The 20648-nt window shown below is 34.9% G+C and carries 21 protein-coding genes and 1 pseudogene; 4 read left to right on the top strand and 18 right to left on the bottom strand.

The window, feature by feature from the left end; translation table 11 throughout:
• Positions 1–6: 6 nt before the first annotated feature.
• From pfkB to gabP, 6 genes are all read right to left on the bottom strand, one after another.
• Positions 7–918 (bottom strand): 1-phosphofructokinase, encoded by a 912-nt coding sequence (gene pfkB, locus ACUN26_RS15080; RefSeq protein ID WP_000640839.1) that lies wholly within the window; start codon positions 916–918, stop codon positions 7–9.
• On the bottom strand, positions 915–1667 hold the full coding sequence (locus tag ACUN26_RS15085) for a DeoR/GlpR family DNA-binding transcription regulator (RefSeq protein ID WP_000957291.1): 753 nt from the start codon (positions 1665–1667) through the stop codon (positions 915–917). Before ACUN26_RS15085 ends, pfkB begins: the two co-directional genes overlap by 4 nt.
• Before the next feature lie 158 nt (positions 1668–1825).
• Entirely contained in the window at positions 1826–2989 is a 1164-nt protein-coding gene (locus tag ACUN26_RS15090) for an iron-containing alcohol dehydrogenase (protein WP_001179084.1), read from the bottom strand.
• Between the two features lie 117 nt (positions 2990–3106).
• The gene (locus ACUN26_RS15095) at positions 3107–3649 is read right to left on the bottom strand and encodes a DUF420 domain-containing protein (protein ID WP_000228316.1); all 543 of its coding nucleotides are present in this window, start codon (positions 3647–3649) and stop codon (positions 3107–3109) included.
• Positions 3650–3967: 318 nt separating this feature from the next.
• Positions 3968–4306: a hypothetical protein gene (locus tag ACUN26_RS15100; RefSeq protein WP_002039366.1), complete on the bottom strand. Its 339-nt coding sequence runs from the start codon at positions 4304–4306 to the stop codon at positions 3968–3970.
• 133 nt (positions 4307–4439) lie between these two features.
• Complete coding sequence (gabP, locus tag ACUN26_RS15105; protein ID WP_000360092.1) at positions 4440–5834, bottom strand: GABA permease; 1395 nt, start codon at positions 5832–5834, stop codon at positions 4440–4442.
• A 269-nt stretch (positions 5835–6103) separates the two neighbouring features.
• Between gabP and ACUN26_RS15110 the strand changes: the two genes are divergently transcribed.
• On the top strand, positions 6104–7186 hold the full coding sequence (locus tag ACUN26_RS15110) for a chitinase (RefSeq protein WP_000932454.1): 1083 nt from the start codon (positions 6104–6106) through the stop codon (positions 7184–7186).
• 57 nt (positions 7187–7243) lie between these two features.
• Here the strand turns inward: ACUN26_RS15110 and ACUN26_RS15115 are convergent, their stop codons facing one another.
• Both ACUN26_RS15115 and ACUN26_RS15120 read right to left on the bottom strand, forming a co-directional pair.
• Positions 7244–8461, bottom strand: coding sequence for a M20 metallopeptidase family protein (locus ACUN26_RS15115; protein WP_000573501.1), 1218 nt, complete (start codon positions 8459–8461; stop codon positions 7244–7246).
• A 112-nt stretch (positions 8462–8573) separates the two neighbouring features.
• Positions 8574–9467, bottom strand: coding sequence for a metallophosphoesterase (locus tag ACUN26_RS15120; protein ID WP_001091710.1), 894 nt, complete (start codon positions 9465–9467; stop codon positions 8574–8576).
• Positions 9468–9530: 63 nt separating this feature from the next.
• Here ACUN26_RS15120 and ACUN26_RS15125 point away from each other — a divergent pair.
• Together ACUN26_RS15125 and ACUN26_RS15130 are read left to right on the top strand one after the other, a co-directional pair.
• Positions 9531–9751 (top strand): annotated as a pseudogene (locus tag ACUN26_RS15125) (formate/nitrite transporter family protein); the annotation flags it as partial.
• Positions 9752–9891: 140 nt separating this feature from the next.
• A complete protein-coding gene (locus ACUN26_RS15130; protein WP_001043903.1) occupies positions 9892–10164 on the top strand; it encodes an HU family DNA-binding protein in 273 nt (90 codons plus the stop codon).
• 31 nt (positions 10165–10195) lie between these two features.
• On the opposite strand, the gene ACUN26_RS15135 is transcribed toward ACUN26_RS15130, so the two are convergent.
• From ACUN26_RS15135 to ACUN26_RS15160, 6 genes are all read right to left on the bottom strand, one after another.
• A complete protein-coding gene (locus ACUN26_RS15135) occupies positions 10196–10663 on the bottom strand; it encodes a GNAT family N-acetyltransferase (RefSeq protein WP_000954491.1) in 468 nt (155 codons plus the stop codon).
• 171 nt (positions 10664–10834) lie between these two features.
• Positions 10835–13252: a heavy metal translocating P-type ATPase gene (locus ACUN26_RS15140; RefSeq protein ID WP_001005320.1), complete on the bottom strand. Its 2418-nt coding sequence runs from the start codon at positions 13250–13252 to the stop codon at positions 10835–10837.
• 95 nt (positions 13253–13347) lie between these two features.
• Positions 13348–13554, bottom strand: a complete 207-nt coding sequence (gene copZ / locus ACUN26_RS15145; RefSeq protein WP_000436967.1) for a copper chaperone CopZ — start codon at positions 13552–13554, stop codon at positions 13348–13350.
• A 203-nt stretch (positions 13555–13757) separates the two neighbouring features.
• The gene (locus tag ACUN26_RS15150) at positions 13758–14060 is read right to left on the bottom strand and encodes a metal-sensing transcriptional repressor (RefSeq protein ID WP_000349642.1); all 303 of its coding nucleotides are present in this window, start codon (positions 14058–14060) and stop codon (positions 13758–13760) included.
• Positions 14061–14510: 450 nt separating this feature from the next.
• A complete protein-coding gene (locus tag ACUN26_RS15155) occupies positions 14511–14738 on the bottom strand; it encodes a hypothetical protein (protein WP_000849103.1) in 228 nt (75 codons plus the stop codon).
• A 308-nt stretch (positions 14739–15046) separates the two neighbouring features.
• On the bottom strand, positions 15047–16117 hold the full coding sequence (locus tag ACUN26_RS15160) for a helix-turn-helix transcriptional regulator (protein WP_000273065.1): 1071 nt from the start codon (positions 16115–16117) through the stop codon (positions 15047–15049).
• An 87-nt stretch (positions 16118–16204) separates the two neighbouring features.
• On the opposite strand from ACUN26_RS15160, the gene ACUN26_RS15165 reads away from it, so the two are divergent.
• Positions 16205–16894 carry a class I SAM-dependent methyltransferase gene (locus tag ACUN26_RS15165; protein ID WP_001104348.1) on the top strand — a complete coding sequence of 230 codons (690 nt, stop codon included), beginning with the start codon at positions 16205–16207 and terminating at the stop codon, positions 16892–16894.
• Between the two features lie 44 nt (positions 16895–16938).
• Here the strand turns inward: ACUN26_RS15165 and ACUN26_RS15170 are convergent, their stop codons facing one another.
• Genes ACUN26_RS15170 through ACUN26_RS15185 form a run of 4 tightly spaced genes read right to left on the bottom strand, consistent with a single transcriptional unit; the run spans position 16939 to position 20630 of the window.
• Complete coding sequence (locus ACUN26_RS15170) at positions 16939–17757, bottom strand: alpha/beta hydrolase (protein WP_001098325.1); 819 nt, start codon at positions 17755–17757, stop codon at positions 16939–16941.
• A gap of 14 nt (positions 17758–17771) precedes the next feature.
• On the bottom strand, positions 17772–18593 hold the full coding sequence (locus tag ACUN26_RS15175; protein ID WP_000025775.1) for an ABC transporter ATP-binding protein: 822 nt from the start codon (positions 18591–18593) through the stop codon (positions 17772–17774).
• 14 nt (positions 18594–18607) lie between these two features.
• Positions 18608–19630: a FecCD family ABC transporter permease gene (locus tag ACUN26_RS15180; protein ID WP_000920443.1), complete on the bottom strand. Its 1023-nt coding sequence runs from the start codon at positions 19628–19630 to the stop codon at positions 18608–18610.
• Positions 19623–20630, bottom strand: coding sequence for a FecCD family ABC transporter permease (locus tag ACUN26_RS15185; RefSeq protein ID WP_001173039.1), 1008 nt, complete (start codon positions 20628–20630; stop codon positions 19623–19625). Before ACUN26_RS15185 ends, ACUN26_RS15180 begins: the two co-directional genes overlap by 8 nt.
• Between the last annotated feature and the right edge of the window lie 18 nt (positions 20631–20648).

Consider the following 20648-nt stretch of genomic DNA (forward strand, 5'->3'; position numbering starts at 1 on the left):
TTCCCCCTATCGCTTAACTACAATTACTTGCGACAATAATTCTTCTACTTTTTCCTTTTTACATAAATCTGCCGAAAATGCTGTTGCACTCCCTGTTGCAACGCCATATTGGAATGCCTTTTCAATTTCTTTTGTCTGTTCGTATTTACCTACAAATCCAGCAACGAGAGAATCTCCTGCCCCAACTGAATTAATAACAACACCTTTTGGAACAGTTGCTTCATATATACCTTCTGCCGTAAATAATAAAGCTCCATCTCCGGCCATTGATACAATAACGTTCTCTACACCTTGTTCGACTAATTTTCTTCCATACGGTAAAATCTCTTCTACCGTTGAAAGCTCCACTCCAAATAACTCACCAAGTTCATGATGATTTGGCTTTATTAAAAATGGCTTATTTTTAATTACATGTTGCAGTGCACTTCCACTTGCATCTACTACTACACGAATACCTTTTTCAGCTCCAAACGCAGCAATTGATTCATAAAAGGTATTTTGAATAGAAGCCGGTATACTTCCAGCAAGTACAACACAATCTTCACGTTGCATACTTTCAATTTTTTTCATCAATTGTCCAAACTGTTCTTTTGTCACAATAGGACCTTGTCCATTTAATTCTGTTTCTTCTTCCCCTTTTATTTTTACATTAATTCTAGTATCTTCATCTACTTGGACGAAATTTGTTGTTACACCTTCATCATGTAATACATCTTGAATAAACTGACCAGTAAATCCACCAGTAAATCCAAGTGCAACATTTTCAACACCTAAACGATGAAGAACGCGAGAAACATTAATCCCTTTTCCTCCAGGGAACTTCATATCTTTCTCTGCCCGATTTACTGTGCCTAAATCGAAAGAATTAACTTGTACTACATAATCAATAGATGGGTTTAAAGTAACTGTATAGATCATTGTTTATCAGCCTCAATTACATTGGTTTGTCTTTTATATTTTTCTAAATCAATTTCTAAATGGTTTGTAATAATATTTGCATCTTCAACATTGGCAATTTTCGCAAACGCAACTTCTGAAAACTTACTTTCATCAATTAAGAAATACCCTTCGTTCGCTAATGTTAATGCCATTTGTTTTAAAAGCGCTTCTTCTGGATCTGGTGTTGTAAAACCAAACTGTTCATGTACGCCATTCGCTCCTAAAAAACATTTATCAAAGCGATACTTCTGCATACTTTCCTGTGCCATCGCACCAATTAAAGCCTTCGTCCTACTCTTCATCATTCCGCCTAGTAAATACGCACGAATATTATTTTCAACTAAAGCTTCAATATGCATAAGTCCATTCGTCACGACAGTAACATCTTTATTTATTAGAAATGGAATCATTTCAAATGTTGTACTTCCTGCATCTAAATAAATACAATCCCCTTGTTCCACAATAGTAGCTGCATACTTAGCAATTTGATGTTTTATTTGAATGTTTTTGGATGATTTTTCAGTCATCGTTGGCTCCTGTCCCTTTGCTGTTAAAACAGAGGCACCACCATGAACTCTTTTTAATAACCTTTGTTTTTCTAATTGTGCTAAATCACGACGAATTGTTGATTCAGAGCTTTCTGTTCTTTCAACTAATTGCTGTAATTTAACTACTTTCTGTTCTTTTACAAGTTGCAATATCATTTGATGACGTTCAGGAGTTAACATTTTACTCACCTCTTCTTTGATTACAGTATAATGAAAACGATCACAAAAATCAACCATATACATTCATAAATAATCAAAAACAATCAAAAACAGTTATAGACAACAAAAAAGAAACCCATTTGATTGTTATATCAAATGGGTTTCTTTTCTCGATTCACTTATAAAGAAGCTTTATATATGTTTAAAACATCATCTTTATTTAATTTTTTAAAGTTACCAAATTCACCATAAGCCATCGCTTTATCCGCCATTAAATCAATTTCATTTTCTCCAATAGTATAATCAGATAATGCTACTGGCGCCTCAATTGAAGTCCAAAATTGACGCAGTGCCTCAATTCCTTCTAACGCCACTTCTTTATCTGTTTTGCCATCTGTTTCTATATCAAATACACGAATAGCGAACTGTTTAAAACGACTTACATTTTCATCTATAACATGCTTCATCCAATTCGGGAATAGAATTGCAAGGCCGCCGCCGTGTGGTATGTCATGAACAGCAGAAACTGCATGCTCAATATTATGAGTTGCCCAGTCTCCTTTTACTCCCATTGCTAAAATGCCGTTTAACGCCATAGTACCGCAATATAAAATTGTTTCCCTATGCTCATAATTTTCTAGATCACTTAAAAGCTTAGGAGCTGTTTCAATTACTGTTCTTAAAACAGATTCACAATAACGATCTTGTAGTTCTGTATTTGTTCCATGATGGAAATATTGCTCTAATACGTGTGACATAATATCTACCATACCGTAAATTGTTTGATCTTTCGGTACAGACGCAGTATGAACTGGATCTAAGATTGAAAACTGCGGGAAAGTAACCGGGCTACCCCAGCCGTATTTTTCATTCGTTTCCCAGTTTGTAATTACCGAGCCTGCATTCATTTCAGATCCTGTTGCTGCAAGAGTAAGTACAGTACCAAATGGTAATGCCTCGCTAGCAAATGCTTTTTTCGTTACAATATCCCATACATCTCCATCGTACTTACTACCAGCGGCAATCGCTTTCGTACAGTCGATTACACTTCCTCCACCAACTGCTAAAATAAATTCGACACCATTTTCTTTACAAATTTGAATCCCTTTTTTTACTGTTGATACACGAGGATTCGGTTCAACACCAGTCAATTCAAATACTTCCGCATTTATATCTTTTAAAATAGAAATTACATTATCATATATACCGTTTCTTTTAATGCTGCCTCCTCCATATACGAGAAGAACTTTTTTACCGAACTGTGGAATTTCAGTTTTTAACTGCTCTAATTGTCCTTTACCGAAAATAAGTTTTGTCGGATTACGAAATACAAAATTTTGCATATCTTTTTACCATCCCTTCTATTTAAAAAGCAACTATACTTTTGTATACCATATTTTTTTCATTTCACAAAAATATTTGCTTAACAAAAAAATCCCAGCCTTTAGGGCTGAGATTTTTTATTGATAATAAGGTGAGATCATTAAGTAAACAATAACACCAGATAGACTTACATATAGCCAAATTGGCATCGTCCATCGTACAATTTTACGGTGACGTGTTAATTGATTCGTAAAACCAAATACAAGTGCGAACAATGCAAGTGGTACAATAATTGCCGCAAGGATAATATGTGTAATTAAAATGATGAAGTACACATATTTAATAAATCCTTCCCCGCCAAAATGTGTTGCTGGCGCCAAGTAATGATACGATAAATACGAAACACAGAATAGCAAAGTCGTCGTGAATGCCGCAAGAATGAAACCACGGTGCATTTTCACATTCTTTTTAATAATAGAGTATAAAGCTGCTAATAAGAATACGAACGTAAAGCTATTAAAAATTGCATTTAACATTGGTAAAATCGTTACATCAAAATGTACTTCTCCTTCATAGCCAACAGGTCCAAAGAACAAAAATAAAATAATCGCATTTACAATTACAGAAAGCGTTATCACAATAGGAGCATAGCTTTTCTGATTTGTTGATTGATCCACCAAAATGGTCACTCCCTCTTCCTTCAAATATGTATACGTAACCTCACTATTTTAACATATTATTCACAGTGTAAATGTGACAATAGTTTGACACAGTAAGACAAGACAAAGAAAAAAATCCTTCTTAATAAAACTTCTTAAGAAGGATTTTATCGCTTTATTATTCAAATAGCAATGCAATTAGTTTTTGTTAAAAAACGTATTGCTATATGCTTGAAAAATTTCAGATACTTGATATCCCATTAATGAAATTGCTGTTAATGAAAAGAAACCAATCATAAGAAATCGAAACCACATATAAATCTCCTCCTTGTATTTAGCTTAAAAAACGTTAGCTATATTACAAGTTACGTGGCACTCTTCATCATCACTTTCTTTCTTCTTTACAATTGCTGTTATAAATCGAATCATAAAGAATAGAACAAAAGGAATTTGTTCGTAATTCACCTTGGCATAGTTCAGCAACGGCTCGCGCTGCACATCGAACGGGGATGAGAAGGAATAGAACATACCTTGCTCTTCCATATATACAATTACAATTTTCATGCAAAATACTATTCCTAGAAACGAAACAATATCTTGCCATTCTGTCGTATATAACAGGTTATACAGCTCTAATACGTACTCTTCCATCATCATCCCCCCTTCCTTTTTTACCATTTTGCTCGCCTTCGTATAAAAAGTCAAGAAAAAAGTTTATATTCACTATGACAATAGTAATTACTCGTTTCTATGTTTATATATGATTCTTTTATAGCAATGATTGGGTGTAACTCTATTCCAAAACAATAAATTAGAATCGAACGGATTCTTCATTTCTACTTTTAGGTTTCAAAACTGTGCTATTTTTATTTCTATTAAAAATAAAATAAGAAAGTATTATAAGAACAGTAACAAGCATCGTTAAAAGTGCTTGTGGACGCAAAGATTCAATTGCAAGCATTGCAACTAAAACTGCTATAATAGCAGCAATTGTAACATACGTTACATATGGGAAAAGCCACATTTTCACTTTCAAATTTCTTTGTTCTACTTTTCCCATTTTTTTACGCATCTTTAAATGCGAAACTGCAATAACGAGATAAACGAGTAACGCGATCCCACCAGAAGCATTCACTAAAAATAAAAATACTTTATCTGGAGATATGTAACTAAAAACAACTCCAATATAAGCGAAGAAAGTTCCAAATAAAACTGCTCGAACTGGAACACCACTACTGTTCAATTTTAAAAACACCTTTGGAGCATCTCCTCTTTCTGCCATCGAAAAAAGCATTCTTGAGTTTGTATATAAGCCCGAATTTAAACAAGAGAGTACAGCTGTTAAAACGATAAAATTCATAATTTGTGCTGCCGCTGGTATTCCTATATGTTCAAGTACCGCTACAAATGGACTTTTTAGTATGTTTGCTGAATTCCACGGAAGGAGTGTAACGACTATAGCAATAGATCCAATGAAAAATACGAGAATACGCCAAATTACACTATTTGTTGCTGTTTTTACTGCTTTTACAGGCTCAGCAGACTCACCAGCCGCTACTGCTACAATCTCTGACCCCATAAATGAAAATATAACGACGGTAATTCCAAGCAGCACCGAACTTATCCCATTTGGCATAAATCCCCCTTGTCCTACTAAATTTGAAGTGCCAGGTGCTTCCGTTCCTGGTACAAATCCTAAAATAACAGCAAGTCCAAGACAAAGGAATAAGACGATACTTATTACTTTAATAAAAGAAAACCAATATTCAAACTCTCCAAATGATTTCACTGAAAAAACATTCGTCAACGTTAATAAAATCGTTAATATTAGGCTTAATAACCAGAGTGGGATGTCTGGAATCCAGTATTGAATAATACCAGCACCTGCTGTGGCTTCTATTGCAATAACAATTACCCAGAAAAACCAATATAGCCACCCAATTGTATACCCGGCCCATGGACCAATAGCTTCTCGTGCATATGTTGCAAATGAACCACTTGTCGGGTTAATAGCTGCCATTTCCCCCAACATTCTCATGACGAAAATGACTAAAAGTCCTGCTAATGCATATGAAACGATAGAACCTGGCCCGGCCGAATGTACAACTGCACCACTTCCAACAAACAAACCAGCCCCTATTACACCACCAATTGAGATCATCGTAATGTGGCGTATTTTTAGGTCTTTCTTAAGATTTTTATCCAAATCTTGTACATCCCCTTCCAAACTTTATTTTGAAATTTATGTAAGAGTATTATGCAAAAAACCTTGTCTTACATTTCTTAATATATCAAAATATTCTGAATTTAAAAATTATAAATCCACCTCCTTCATAAATTATTACATTAGGTTTAATAATTTTCCATACACAATTGTTGAGAAAATTATTAAACCTAACAAAAGATAAAATTTTCAGATATCATTAAAGAAACAAGATTATACATCTAGACAACTTTTCGTATAGGAGTGTTGATATGTTAAACAAGTTCAAATTCATTTGTTGTATGTTAGTAATTTTCTTACTGCTACCGCTAGCCCCCTTCCAAACAAAAGCAGCAAACAATTTAGGATCAAAATTACTCGTTGGATATTGGCATAACTTTGATAACGGTACTGGCATTATTAAATTAAAAGATGTTTCACCAAAATGGGATGTAATAAATGTATCTTTCGGTGAAACTGGTGGTGATCGTTCCACTGTTGAATTTTCCCCTGTGTATGGTACAGATGCAGAGTTCAAATCTGATATTTCCTATTTAAAAAGTAAAGGAAAAAAAGTAGTTCTTTCAATAGGTGGACAAAATGGAGTCGTTTTACTTCCTGACAATGCCGCTAAACAACGTTTTATTAATTCCATACAATCTCTAATCGATAAATACGGTTTTGATGGAATGGATATTGACCTTGAATCAGGTATTTACTTAAACGGCAATGACACTAATTTTAAAAACCCAACAACTCCTCAAATCGTGAATCTTATCTCAGCAATTCGAACGATTTCAGACCATTACGGCCCAGATTTCCTACTAAGCATGGCCCCTGAAACAGCTTATGTTCAAGGCGGGTATAGCGCATATGGAAGCATATGGGGTGCATATTTACCAATTATTTACGGAGTGAAAGACAAACTAACTTATATTCACGTTCAACACTATAATGCTGGTAGCGGCATTGGGATGGACGGTAATAATTATAATCAAGGAACCGCAGACTACGAGGTCGCGATGGCAGATATGCTCTTACATGGCTTTCCTGTAGGCGGTAATCCAAATAATATTTTCCCCGCTCTTCGTTCAGATCAAGTAATGATTGGACTTCCGGCGGCACCAGCAGCAGCTCCAAGTGGCGGGTATATTTCTCCAACTGAAATGAAAAAAGCTTTAAATTATATCATTAAAGGCGTTCCTTTCGGAGGAAAGTATAAGCTTTCTAATCAAAATGGCTACCCTGCATTTCGTGGTCTAATGTCTTGGTCCATTAATTGGGATGCAAAAAACAACTTTGAATTCTCCAATAACTACAGAACATATTTTGATGCTATTCCTTTGCAAAAATAATAAAAAACAGCACTAGGTTATATAAAGTAACCTATTGCTGTTTTTTATTTATGTAAATTACTTTTTCACATCCATATCTACAGTACGAAGAGATTCATCTCCATTTCGTAAATAGCTATTTACGAGACTTAAAAGTAACTTCCCACCAACTAACATTGCACGTTCATCAAAATCAAATTGAGGATGATGATGCGGATATGTTGCTCCTATTTCTTCATTACCCGCACCTGTGAAGAAAAATGCTCCTGGAACATGTTCTAAGTAGTATGCAAAATCTTCACCACCCATAATAGGCGGCACTTCAATGACCCTTTCTCTTCCAAGATCACGTTCTGCAACCTCCATAAAATGACTCGTTTCCTCTACATGATTTATTAATATTGGATAGCCACGTTTATATTGAATATTAACTTCAGCCTGAAGAGACTGACAAATCCCCTCAACAACTCGTCTAAATTCCTTCTCCATATATTCTCTTACTTCAGGATCTAACGTTCGAATGGTTCCTGTAAACGTAGCAGTATCCGCAATAATATTATCCGCTTGACCAGCATGGAATGTACCAACTGTTAAAACTACGGATTGAAGTGGATCGACTTTTCTACTAACTAACAGTTGCAACTGGTTAATAATTTGTGTTGCAACAATAATAGCATCTACAGTATGATGTGGCATACCTCCGTGACCACCTCGCCCTTGAACCTTCACCTCAAAAGAATCAGCTGCCGCCATCATTGCTCCTGCTTTCGCACCAACAATTCCTACAGGCATTTGAGAAGATACATGCGTACCAAAAACAACATCTACTCCTTCTAAACAACCATCCTCAATCATAGCGATAGCCCCGCCAGGCTCTTTCTCTTCTGCATGTTGGTGTATAAGAACTATTTTTCCAGAAAGTTGGTCTCTATGATCACTTAATATTTTTGCAACTCCTAAAAGTGTTGCTGTATGTCCATCATGGCCACAAGCGTGCATTACGCCCGGAACCTTTGATTTATATGAAACTTTCTTTTCATCTTGAATAGGTAGTGCATCAAAATCAGCACGCAACGCGATTGTCTTCCCAGATTTCCCACCTTCAATTACGCCGATGATTCCTCTTTCCCCGACATCTGTTTTCACATCAATATGAAAACTTTTTAAGATTGCAGCTATTTTTTTCGGTGTTTCTATTTCTTGAAACGATAGCTCTGGGTATTGATGAAAATCTCTTCGCCACGAAACCATTTGGTTATACAAACTTTCCAACTCTTTATGCCATGTTTCTATCATAGAAATTCCCCTTTCTTTTTTAACACTTTAAATTTAATTTACATAACATTCTGTATTTAATCAATAAAAAGGAGAACTTTCTCTGAAAGTCCTCCTACTATTCTAGAATCGTCTAATTACTATTTTGCTTCAACACAAATACTGAAAGTTCAGGTACACTCCAAAATCTAACCGGCATTCGGGTTGTCCCAATACCTCGATTTACATATAAATGTAACGGCTTATTCTTCCCTTCTAATTCATACATACCTTCAACATAGCTCTCAGCTAATTTTGTAGTAATTAATGGACCTATAAAAGGAATTTGAACTTGTCCTCCGTGACTATGCCCTGAAACTTGAAAATCAACTGGATAACAAGCTACTTTGTCTACAACATCCGGCTCATGTACTAATAGCATATTGAAATCTTGTTGCCTTACATGTTTTAAAGTCGCGTCTATTTGTGGCTTCCCTAATAAGAAATCATCCAAGCCTGATATTGTAATATATTTGCCGTTTCCCACTTTAATTTTCTGCACTTCATTTACTAATACAGAAAAACCAGCTTCCTCCATATACTTTTTATAAAACACACTACCACCCCCGCCCCTATCATGATTCCCAAACACAGCATATTTCCCTAAGGGAGCATTAATTTTCTGCAAAATAACCTTCGCTTCATCTTTTTCCGCACTATAAGATCCAAACTTATCTATTAAATCTCCTGTGAAAACAACTATATCTGGATGCAATTCATTCATCTTCTCCACCAAATTTTCTAGTTGTTTCAATGTAAACTCTGGTCCTAAATGTACATCTGAGAATTGCAATATTTTTTTATTATTAAACTCTTTAGGAATCGTCGGGGCTTCTATTTCATTCCACGTAACTGTTATTAGTTTTCGTTCTATTTCTGTCGCATAGAAATACAAGCTTACTGGAATCATTACTATACTTATGAAACTTATAATAAGTTTCTTTAAGATTGATTTTTTTTGTTCTTTTTTTACATGATGCGTATTCATGTTTTCACCTCTAGATGTAGTTTAAAATCCTTTTGTTACATTGATGTGACAACATGAAAAAAATTGGGGTTTCAACACGTTGTAGCAAATATGTTTGTTATCCCAGCTGCAATTTTTACCGGTCATGTAACTTGGATTGAATATTTCCCAAACTTCTTGTTTTCTTTGGGAATTTAGTAGGCGGTTTGTATTTTGTAGAACTACCTTATTTCATATCTTATAATAAGAAACTACCTACAAATAAAGAGAAGACTGAAATACAGAACAAATCTATATCCGCTTAAATGGAATGGTTATAAAGTAGGCTAAAAAATATTACAAATTTCATTTTTTTCGTGAATATATCTACGTACACTTGTTCTCGAATGTTTTATACGTTATAATAACAACTTAAATAGCATTATTTACATATGAGGTGAAAAACATGAATAAAACAGAATTAATTAAAAACGTAGCACAAAATGCTGAGATTTCTCAAAAAGAAGCTACTGTAGTTGTACAAACTGTAGTAGAATCAATCACTAACGCTTTAGCTGCTGGTGAAAAAGTACAACTTATCGGATTCGGTACATTCGAAGTTCGTGAAAGAGCTGCTCGTACAGGCCGTAACCCACAAACTGGTGAAGAAATGCAAATCGCAGCTTCTAAAGTACCTGCTTTCAAAGCTGGTAAAGAACTAAAAGAAGCTGTAAAATAATGAAAAAATAGCCTTCTCGTTTATGAGAAGGCTATTTTTTCATAACATAATTAATAAAAATCTGACCATTGTGCTGTTTTTTTTGTTCCTTTATGCAAATAAAACCTTTCCTTTCAAAGAAAGATTTTGCTGTAATACTCGCCTCTGTATATATATCCCCGTGCCCTAAGTTCACTGCTTCTTTTTCTAACTTCTGTAATATGTATGAAGCTACCCCTTTTCCTTGATAATCTTTATGCGTAAATAAGCGATCTATGTAATGCTCATCATTATAATCCCCAAACCCCACTATCACACCTCTATACTCAGCAACGTAACAAATATTCTTTTCTAAAGACTGTAGCCATCTTTCTCTATCTAGTCGCTTTGGCGCCCATGCCTGTAGCTGTAACTCGTTATAATCTCTTGCATTCACCGTATGAACTGTTTCATAGAACAATTGTAATACTGTTTCTAAATCCTCTTTCTGGAATGTCCTAATTATAATATCCGTTAACATATATGAGTCTCCTTACTAAACTAACACTCGGCTTTCTACTATAATAAGATTCAATATTGCTGCTTTATTATACCTTTTTTCTTTTTATACAAACAAAAAAACAACACTTATTCAAAGTATTGTTTTTTTGTATAAAAGCATTTTCAATTACTCTATAAATTAAAATTTTTATTATTTTAATTTCACTCTTTGCAATCTTAGTGCATTTAATACGACTGATACCGAGCTAAATGCCATCGCCGCCCCTGCAACCCAAGGTGCTAAGAAACCTAATGCTGCAATTGGGATCCCTAAGCCATTATAAGCTAACGCCCAGAATAGGTTTTGCTTAATATTTCTAATCGTCATTTTACTCATAAAAATTGCATCGGCAATACTATTTAAATCACCACGGATTAACGTAATATCCGCTGCTTCCATCGCTACATCCGTTCCTGTTCCAATTGCCATACCAATGTCTGCTGTAGCAAGAGCAGGAGCATCATTTATTCCATCTCCAACCATCGCTACTTTCTTACCTTGCGCTTGCAGTTTTTTCACTTCTTCTGCTTTTCCTTCTGGCAATACTTCTGCAATTACGTGATCAATACCAACTTGCCCTGCAATTGCCTGAGCAGTTTGTGTATTATCCCCTGTAATCATAACAACGTCTAGACCCATTTTCTTAAGTCGTGCGATAGCTGCTTTTGAAGTATCTTTTACAGTATCCGCAACAGCAACTATTCCAGCATACTCCTTATCTATCGCTATTAACATTGCTGTTTTTCCTTCTCGCTCTAGCTCTTCCATCGATTTAGAAACTTCTTCAATATCAATATTAAACTTCGTCATTAATCGACGTGTACCAATTAATAATTGTTTCCCTTCAACAATCGATTCAATACCGAACCCAGGAATTGCTTCAAATGTTTCCGAACTTGGTATATCAATTTTCTTTTCTTTAATTCCTTCTACTATCGCTTCTGCAAGTGGGTGTTCAGAATTTTTTTCTGCCGCTCCTACTAAACGTAGTATTTCTTCTTCATGGAATCCATCTGCTACAATTATATCTGTTAATACTGGCTTCCCATTTGTCACAGTACCCGTTTTGTCTAAAATAACCGTATCTAATCGGTGCGTTGCTTCTAAATGCTCTCCACCTTTAAATAAAATACCATACTCAGCTGATCTTCCTGATCCAGCCATAATAGATGTAGGTGTCGCAAGACCTAACGCACATGGGCAGGCGATAACAAGTACTGCTATCATTTTCTCAAGCGCTCCGCCAAAATCACCAGGTGTAACAAATATCATCCACACTGCAAATGTAATAATAGCAATCACAACTACAACCGGTACGAAAATACCAGAAATTTGATCAGCTACCCGTTGAATAGGCGCTTTCGATCCTTGCGCTTCTTCTACTACTTTAATAATTTGAGCTAATGCCGTATCTCTACCTACCTTAGTTGCTTTAACTTTTAAAAATCCATTTTTATTTATTGTAGAACCAATTACTACATCTCCAATTGTTTTATCAACTGGAATACTTTCACCCGTTAACATCGATTCATCAATCGCAGATTTTCCTTCTACAATTTCTCCATCAACTGGTATTTTTTCACCAGGTTTTACATAAACGATATCACCAGCTACCACTTCTTCGATTAAAATCTTCATTTCTGTTCCATCTCGTACAACTGTAGCTGTTTTCGCTTGTAATCCCATTAACTTTTTAATTGCTTCTGATGAACGTCCCTTTGCCTTTGCTTCAAATAATTTACCTAAAATAATTAATGTAATAAGTACCGCACTCGTTTCAAAATATAAATCTGTCATATGTTCCGAAGAACCAATAGATTGAATACTTAAATATACACTATAGAAATAAGCGGCCGACGTTCCAAGTGCCACGAGAACATCCATATTCGCACTTTTATTACGTAACGCTTTATAAGCTCCAATATAAAACTGTCCACCAATGATAAATTGAACAGGAGTTGCAAGAGCTAGCTGTACCCAAGGGTTCATTAGCATATCAGGTAAATAAATAAACGATGTAAATGAGAAATGACTCACCATTGCCCACAATAACGGGAATGATAAAATAAACGAAATAATAAATTTTTTCTTTTGTCGTTTAATTTCTTGTAAGCGATGATCTGTTGATCCATCTCGCTCATCTGATTTCACTTCTAATTTATATCCTAACTTTGTAATCGTACTCTTCATTTCATTTACACTGACTTCATCAGGATTAAAGTCTACCGTTGCCGACTCTAAAGCGAAATTAACCGTCGCTTTGTTCACACCATCTAACTTATTTAAACGCTTTTCAACTCTATTCGCACATGCTGCACATGTCATTCCTGAAACAGTAAATTCAGCTTTATCACTTACAATTCCATATCCTAACGATTCAACTTTTTCTTTAAAGTGTTGCGGAGTTGTTTTAGTTGGATCGTACATTATTTTTGTTTTTTCAAGTGCAAAATTTACATTTGCATCATGAACACCTTCTACTTTTTTCAGACCTTTTTCAATTCTATTGGCACATGCTGCACATGTCATTCCTGATATTTGAAGATTGGCCTCTTTTTGTTCATTCATGTCTCTCACCTCTATATACCCTTGTGAGGTATAATTATTAGCAAAATAAATCGTACTTCGTTTAAAGTACGATTTATTTCCATATCTAAAAATAATTATTGAACATCGTATCCTTGATCTTCAATTACAGCAACGATATCTTTTAATGTTATAGCAGACGAGTCGATAGTAACTTCAACAGTTCCTTCTGCTAATTGAACCTTCACTTTTTCAACACCGTTTAGCTCTTTCACACTGCTTTCGATAGAGTTTACACAATGTCCACAAGACATACCTTCAACTTTTAATGTTAACTGTTCCATTTAAAATCCTCCTCTTGTTTCTTCATTGTTTGTTAATCACAACTACATTTTACCATACCCCCCTAAGGTAATCAATGGTTTTGTATCATGATTTTTCAATTATTTTCTAAACGTTTATTTTACACACACTTTTTCACTACAATACACCTAAATCCAATATACGGGTAAACAAAAAAACAAGCCAGTTACATACTAGCTTGTTTTTACGCTTTTGAAAAACGTTCAAATACTGTCATTAATTCTTCAATTGCTTCGTCACCATTTCCATTTTTAATAGCTCCTGAAACACAATGACTCGTATGATTTTTTAAGACACCCATTCCTACTTTTTTCATCGCTGCATTAATCGCTGAAATTTGCACTAAAATATCAACGCAATAACGATCATTTTCAATCATATTTTGAATACCACGAACTTGTCCTTCGATTCTCTTCAATCTATTTATAATTTGCTCTTTTTCTTTTTCTGATCTATGTGTTACTGATTCATGCTCTTTATGATCCATATTATCACCTTCTTAAAATTTCTCTTCATCCAATAAAACAATTGCTTTTATGAGTATACCAATTATAGCATTAAATATCTATGTATGATACCCCATATGAGTATATTTCCACTTTATGATTATTCTTAACACATTATTAGCTTCTCAGTCTCAATTTTTATTATACCCTTTCCTTTTTGTAAAAAAATCATTATATCTCCAATCAAAATCCAATAAAGTGAAATTTTAATTAGCCCTCACCAATCGAGCTTTTATGGGCAGCCCGACCTTCACCTACCTTCTTTGCTTTCGCTGAATTTTGAGGTGGGGGTCTTACTGCCTGGCAAATAGCGGGATAAATTGAAACAATAATAAGCGGGGATTGTCCATCCCCGCTTATTATTCGCCTACAAATATAAAAGCCTCAATCTTCACACGTTTAAATTGAGACTTTTTTCTTCCTATATATAGTTATTGCTGATCACATACTTTTGTATCATTCACTACTGAAGTTCCTTCAACGGTCACCGTATGAAAACAATCATTCACTCGAACTGTCACAACATTATCTTGCCGATCAATGATATGATATTCATTAAAATTTTTATTCAGAGCACTGCGAATTTGTTCTCCTTCATAAATTGGGATGCCATGTGATAGAACCCAAATCAGTCCAGCGATAGCAAGAATAGTTTTCATACGATCTACCTCCTTGAGAATATAGTGAACTTTTAATCCGCGCTTTTTCAGCTCTATTCCTCTTGATTTGAATGAATCAAGCCTTTTTGGAAATAAGTTCATTTCGTCTATTTTATGTTTATGCTAATTGTGACGGAAATGTGACAACTTTTTGTCTCTTTAGACGAAAAGTTGAAACAAAACTTTCAAAAAGGACAATTCTACTTATGAAAAAAGGTTACGGAATGTTTCATCCATAACCTTTTTTCAGCCCTATTTTACAACTCAGCCACCGTACTTCATGTGATTTTAGTAGACTTGTTTTATTTTTATTTATCAACATCAAAGCAAAATCTCGAAAAAACTTCCCACACAAGTTCATTTCTACTACTTACCCCAGTCTTTTCAAAAATGGATTTTAAATGATCTTGTACTGTGTATATAGATATACACAGTTCTTGGGCTAATTCCTTTGTCGACATACCTGTAAGAATTTTACGTACTACTTGCTTCTCACGTGTTGTAAAACTATAAACTTCCATAATAAGCGGAAAGATTTCTTCTGGTCTTGCTCTTTCGAAAAGAACAACATAACCAGCCTGAAAACTACTTGTACATTCTAACTTACTGGCCCGAATGATTAGAAAATGTCCATAGGCTAAAGGTATACAAACTTTTTCTTCTCTCCGTATGCAATCTACATTATATTCGTTAGCCTTTACTTTCGAACAAACTGCTCGTATTGGTCTTGGTATTTCTTTTATATTTAACTGTTCATACTTTCTAAGATTTGAGAGCCAATCGCTGCCATCTTGATTCCAATATAATAAATTAAAATCCTCACTTAATATAATCGTGCCTGTCCCTATCACCTTCTCTTCTGAAAAAGGTATAGGAAATGCCTTTTTTAAAGCCTCTCCAGCAATTGGGACTATCGTTGCTAAGTACTTACAATCATCGATATGAAAAACGGGACTGGTACTCCCTCGAAATAAACTAAGATGCCCAAAACATTTCCCCTTACTTATACAAACGCCCCTTAATTCATCTCCAAAACTTGCTGGTTTTAAAATATTTCGGTATCTAGAACTTTTCTTTTGCTCACCATTTGTCGCCATACTAAGAGCAGCAACATGAGGTGAGTGTTCTGATAAATATTTAAATTTATTAAAATCATCATCTAGAAATTCATTCATAAACAATTGTGGATGAATCTTTTCAACACTTGCATCCGTAAATGCCCCAGTAGATAAAAAAGAAATTGGGTCTATAATTGTAAAACAAGCGGCTTCAAAATCAATAACTTTACGAATCAAGTGGAGAAATGACTTTTGAAATGTCCTTATAGAACTTATACGATTCGCTAGCATTGTAATTTCTTTCGTTGTTTTTTCATACATCCTCTTCCCCCCAGATTTATGGGATTGTTCACCTTCATACATTTATTTCATAATAAAGCTATAGTACATATACTTAGGAGGTCAAAAATGAATTGGAATGATACTACCGTAAGTTCATATGAACAAAGAATTCCATTAAAAATCCCAAGCTATTACACCCTATACGACATGATAAATCATTTCTTGTTTACTACACTCCCTAAAGAACATATCAATCCGAATTTACTAGTTATAGGTGCTGGAGGTGGACAAGAGATCCTCTCAATAGGTAAACAAAATAGCAATTTATCTTTTACAGGTGTTGATCCATCTGAAAGCATGCTACAGTTAGCTAAAAAAAGAATTGAAAACGAAGGCGTACAGAACCAAATTCACTTCGTACATGGAACTGTCCATTCATTATTACCAAATTCGTTATTTGACACCGCTACCTGTATGCTTGTTCTTCATTTCATCCCAACTATTGAGGAGAAAAAAGAGCTTCTTCATGAAATTAGTAGGCGCTTAAAACCTGACGCTCCATTCTTTCTCTCTACAATAAATGGTGTACCCCATACAAGTATGTTTTCTGCGCAATTGAATGCTTGGCAAAACTACATGATACAAAATCAAATTCCATTAGAAGATTGGGACCGGTTTGAAAATTCTTTTGAAACAGACATATTTCCTATTTCCGAAAATAATCTACTTGCTATTATGGAGGAATGTGGATTTACTCAAATCAATCGCTTTTTCACTAGCTTTTTAATTGATGGATACGTAGCAATAAAACAATAATGAAAAAAGGTAAGCAATCGCTTACCTTTTTTCATATACTTCTTCTACACTTGACTAATAAATCGCAATCCTTTACTTAAAGACGTTGGGACAACAGATGCGTGATTCTCCCCTTCCGCTTCATAAAACTTAAATTTAAGTTTATCATGTGTTACTTGGAGAAGTCGCTCTGATAATTCATTTGCACCTACAACCATATGCTCTCGTTCTAGTGACCCAACTGTAAGGAATACCCCTGTTTCAAACTTAGCATTGTTTAATTCATTTATAAGGTTCTCTTCTTTTTCAAGTACAGATCGGTTATTCCACCAAATAGATGGACTACTAATAAAATAATTTTGAAAGGCATTTACGTTTGTAAATAGTATGTGTAAAGCAAATAGGCCACCTAGCGAATGCCCAAATAACGTTTGTTTTCCTTTATCAATCGCAAAACTTTTTTCAATTTGCGGTTTAACTTCTTCTTCAATAAAAGTAAAGAAGTTATGTGCTCCTCCTGTTTTAGGCCACGGTTTACCGTCTGGTTTTAAAGGAGCATCTTTTGAAATTACGCTAGGTGTAAAATCATAGCATCTTTCTTCTCCTGAAAATGCTCCTTCAATTGGATAACCGATACCTACTATAACGGCTGGTGAAACACCTGTTTTTTCAGCCCTTACTGATTGTATTTTAACCGCTTCATGAAATGTTTGAAAAAAGGCATTGCCATCTAATACGTATATGACAGGGTATCCTGAATCCGGTGCTGGTTGCCTCGGCTTTGAAATATGAATTTGATATTCCTTACCCTCTACTTTTGAATACATTTTCCACTGTTCTGTATTAGATGTAATAATCTGCTGTTTTTCAATAGTAGTATTCACCCTATCTCCCCCTTTTAACTCGTTACATATATTTCTACTTTTTCTTCTTGAGATACAACACTATCATAACCGAAACAAACAGGAGCCCCATTATACGGGTCAATCATGACACGCGCATCAATATGAAATACTTCTTTTAATACTTCATTTGTAATAATTTCTTCTGGACTACCAGTTGTAACAATTTCCCCATCTTTCATTGCAATAATTTCATCGGAAAACCTTGCTGCGTGGTTAATATCATGCAATACCATTACAATCGTACAATTATGTTCTCTATTTAACTTTTCTACAATTTGCAATACATCTAATTGGTGAGACATATCAAGATATGTAGTCGGTTCATCTAATAGCAACACTTCTGTCTCTTGCGCTAAAGCCATCGCTAGCCATACCTTTTGTCGTTGACCACCTGATAAATTTGCAATTTGTCTCGTTCTAAATTCTGAAGTTTTCGTTATATCTAATGCCCAATCAATCATTTCTTTATCTTTTGAGGTTAACTTGTTTACGTTATTTCGATGTGGATAGCGTCCATAAGAAATTAATTCTTCTACTTTAAGCTCTCCTGGTGCAATCGGAGTTTGCGGAAGTAAGGCTAACAGCTTGGCAATTTCTTTCGTTGGAATTGTATTTAAATCCTGTCCTTGCAAATAAACTTTTCCGCTTTTTTGCTTTAAAATTCGTCCCATCGTTTTTAATAGTGTTGATTTACCGCACCCGTTTGGCCCTATAATTGTCGTTACTTTTCCTTCTTGTATTTCCACATTTAAATCGCGAAACACTGTAAGTTTTTCATAACTCGTTTCTAAATTTTTTGCACTTAAAATACTCACTTTTATTCCTCCTCTTACGCTTTCGCCTTATAAAGTAAATATAAGAAATACGGTACACCGACAATAGAAATAACGATTCCAACTGGTAACTCTACAGGTGTGAAAACTGTTTTTGCAATAAAGTCTGAAGCAATTACAAGAAACATTCCGATTACTCCGCACGTAGGAATGATATGCTTATGCTGAATACCAACAAGTCTTTTCGCTATATGCGGTGCCATTAGTCCGATGAAACCAATACTTCCTGAAACAGCAACACATGCGCTCACAAGTCCGATACTACTTAATAGTAAAATTGATTTCTCTCTTTCTACTGAAACACCTAAACTCGTAATACTCGTTTCTTCCAATTGAAATAAATCTAATAAATAAGCTTTCTTCTGTATAAGTGGAATTAAAATGATAAGCCACGGTAACATAGCAATAATATACTTCCAGTTTGCACTATATATGCTTCCAGACACCCAAACTGCAGCCATCTCAAAATCAGATGATTTCATTTTGAGTGATAAATACATAGAGAATGCGCCAAACCCTGAACCGATTGCAATCCCTGTTAACAAAAGTCGCTGCGAATCTAACTTACCGTTTTTCCAAGAAAACAGATAGATTATAATGGCTGCACCTAATCCACCAACTAGGCCAAACATCGGCATCATCATTATAGAAATCCAGTCTGTGCTCTTTAATTGTCCTTGAAAGAAAAACATAAAAATGACGATAGCTGTACCTGCTCCGGCATTTACTCCTAAAATACCTGGGTCCGCCAAACCATTTCTCGTAATCCCTTGAATTACAGCACCCGCAACGCCTAATCCTAATCCTACTAATCCAGCAATTACAATGCGCGGAAGACGAAACTCAAAAATAACTAAATCATGCTCTGGTAACGGATCTATTCTAAAAAGTGTTTTAAATACATCTGTAATCGTAATATCAAACGTTCCATTCGTTAAACTAATATAAATGGCACATAGTATTAAAAATATAATAATCCCCATCGTCATTCCAAAACGTTGACTTGAACTTTTAAGCATGTCTCTCTCCTCCTCTTGTACGGATTAAATAAAGGAAGAAAGGAATCCCAATTAAAGATGTAACGACTCCAATTGGCGTTTCAAATGGATAGTTTACAAATCTACTTAATACATCACATAAAGCTAAGAAAACTCCACCAATAACACCCGCACATGGTAAAATCCACTTATAATCTACCCCAATAATAAAGCGAGTAATGTGTGGAATAATTAAGCCTACAAAACCAACTTTTCCTACTAAAGCAACTGCTGTTCCTGTTAAAAAAATTACTGATAAAATTGCCATCGCTTTTACTAGTTTTGTACGCTGCCCTAGATTAATAGAAACTTCTTCTCCTAAAGAAAGAATGGTAATAGATTTCGCTATTAACAGCGCTAAAACTATCCCAATTATCCCAAAAGGTATCGTGATTTTAATTATATTAGGGTCCACTTGGTCTAACTTTGCATTAAACCAAAAACTAACATTTTGAGAAATTTGGAAATACGAAGCCATCGCAGCTGATACACTGCTTAAAAATGTTCCAATAACTGTCCCTATAATTGCTAACCTAACAGGAGATAAGCCATTTTGAAGAAGTGAGCCAAAACCAAACACGATACCGGCCCCTAGTGCAGAACCAATCATTGAACATAAAACCATACCGATTGATGACATTCCTGGAAGAAAAATCATACATAGTGTAATAACAAAGGCTGCACCATCCGTCACACCCATAATAGAAGGGGATGCAAGATAGTTTCTTGTCATCCCCTGCATAAGTGCTCCTGATATGGCTAGAAATGCTCCGACTAAAAGAGCTGCAACTACCCTTGGTAAACGTGAAGTAATAATAATATTATGATTTACATCGCTTGAATCAAAATGAAATAATGCGTTCCACACTGTTTCAGCATCAATACTTTTCGCACCATACAAAATAGAAAGTATAACTGTAGCTAAGATGAGTATGGGTGCTATACATAATATAGTTACTGGTACTGCATTTGTTTTCTGCATATCATTCAACGCACCTTA

This window comes from Bacillus sp. WC2503 (assembly GCF_052682895.1).

Coding starts and splice junctions, on each gene's coding strand:
- pfkB (WP_000640839.1), bottom strand. CDS start 918: ATGATCTATACAGTTACTTTAAACCCATCTATTGATTATGTAGTACAA.
- ACUN26_RS15090 (WP_001179084.1), bottom strand. CDS start 2,989: ATGCAAAATTTTGTATTTCGTAATCCGACAAAACTTATTTTCGGTAAA.
- ACUN26_RS15160 (WP_000273065.1), bottom strand. CDS start 16,117: ATGTATGAAAAAACAACGAAAGAAATTACAATGCTAGCGAATCGTATA.
- ACUN26_RS15110 (WP_000932454.1), top strand. CDS start 6,104: ATGTTAAACAAGTTCAAATTCATTTGTTGTATGTTAGTAATTTTCTTA.
- ACUN26_RS15165 (WP_001104348.1), top strand. CDS start 16,205: ATGAATTGGAATGATACTACCGTAAGTTCATATGAACAAAGAATTCCA.
- copZ (WP_000436967.1), bottom strand. CDS start 13,554: ATGGAACAGTTAACATTAAAAGTTGAAGGTATGTCTTGTGGACATTGT.
- ACUN26_RS15120 (WP_001091710.1), bottom strand. CDS start 9,467: ATGAATACGCATCATGTAAAAAAAGAACAAAAAAAATCAATCTTAAAG.
- ACUN26_RS15185 (WP_001173039.1), bottom strand. CDS start 20,630: ATGCAGAAAACAAATGCAGTACCAGTAACTATATTATGTATAGCACCC.
- ACUN26_RS15150 (WP_000349642.1), bottom strand. CDS start 14,060: ATGGATCATAAAGAGCATGAATCAGTAACACATAGATCAGAAAAAGAA.
- ACUN26_RS15180 (WP_000920443.1), bottom strand. CDS start 19,630: ATGCTTAAAAGTTCAAGTCAACGTTTTGGAATGACGATGGGGATTATT.
- ACUN26_RS15130 (WP_001043903.1), top strand. CDS start 9,892: ATGAATAAAACAGAATTAATTAAAAACGTAGCACAAAATGCTGAGATT.
- ACUN26_RS15140 (WP_001005320.1), bottom strand. CDS start 13,252: ATGAATGAACAAAAAGAGGCCAATCTTCAAATATCAGGAATGACATGT.
- ACUN26_RS15135 (WP_000954491.1), bottom strand. CDS start 10,663: ATGTTAACGGATATTATAATTAGGACATTCCAGAAAGAGGATTTAGAA.
- ACUN26_RS15100 (WP_002039366.1), bottom strand. CDS start 4,306: ATGGTAAAAAAGGAAGGGGGGATGATGATGGAAGAGTACGTATTAGAG.
- ACUN26_RS15155 (WP_000849103.1), bottom strand. CDS start 14,738: ATGAAAACTATTCTTGCTATCGCTGGACTGATTTGGGTTCTATCACAT.
- ACUN26_RS15115 (WP_000573501.1), bottom strand. CDS start 8,461: ATGATAGAAACATGGCATAAAGAGTTGGAAAGTTTGTATAACCAAATG.
- ACUN26_RS15085 (WP_000957291.1), bottom strand. CDS start 1,667: ATGTTAACTCCTGAACGTCATCAAATGATATTGCAACTTGTAAAAGAA.